Origin of the sequence: Alkalibacillus haloalkaliphilus C5 (genome assembly GCF_000269905.1) — a bacterium.
Lineage (GTDB): Bacteria > Bacillota > Bacilli > Bacillales > Alkalibacillaceae > Alkalibacillus > Alkalibacillus haloalkaliphilus_A.
The window spans coordinates 1-346 of sequence record NZ_AKIF01000308.1 but is presented as its reverse complement, the minus strand read 5'-3'; the positions used below and the strand labels follow the sequence as shown (position 1 = coordinate 346).

The window sequence follows — 346 nt, the reverse complement described above, 5'->3', positions numbered from 1 at the left end:
CTGCCTCTCTTGGACAATCGTTTGGTTCCTCTCATAAGGCCAGATGAGTTTTCTCGTAATGTCAATCCCGCTAGTTTTATTATTTGGCGTGATGATCATAACCAGATAAAGAACCTGTGTAGGCAAGCAACTCAACAACGGTTTGTTCACCGATACCACGAATAGATGTTAAGTATTCAAATTCAGGTATTTCTTTAACTAGCTCTTCTAGCTGTTGTTCCACTTCATATAGTTGTTCTTGAAGGAGTTCGAGTTGATGAACCAGTGTGGTAATTTGTTTTCGTGCCATCACTGTTCCTTCTGTCAATCCAATTGATTGTTCAGCTAGTTTACAGAGTCTTTCGGT

Annotated in this window: 1 protein-coding gene and 1 pseudogene; both read right to left on the bottom strand. The window is 39.9% G+C overall.

Annotated features, from left to right (window positions below; all coding sequences use genetic code 11):
• A partial coding sequence (locus A194_RS19955; RefSeq protein WP_237718794.1) for a hypothetical protein occupies positions 1 to 65 on the bottom strand: 65 nt, incomplete at its 3' end.
• Positions 66 to 79: 14 nt separating this feature from the next.
• Positions 80 to 346: pseudogene (locus A194_RS19145) on the bottom strand (IS110 family RNA-guided transposase); the annotation flags it as partial.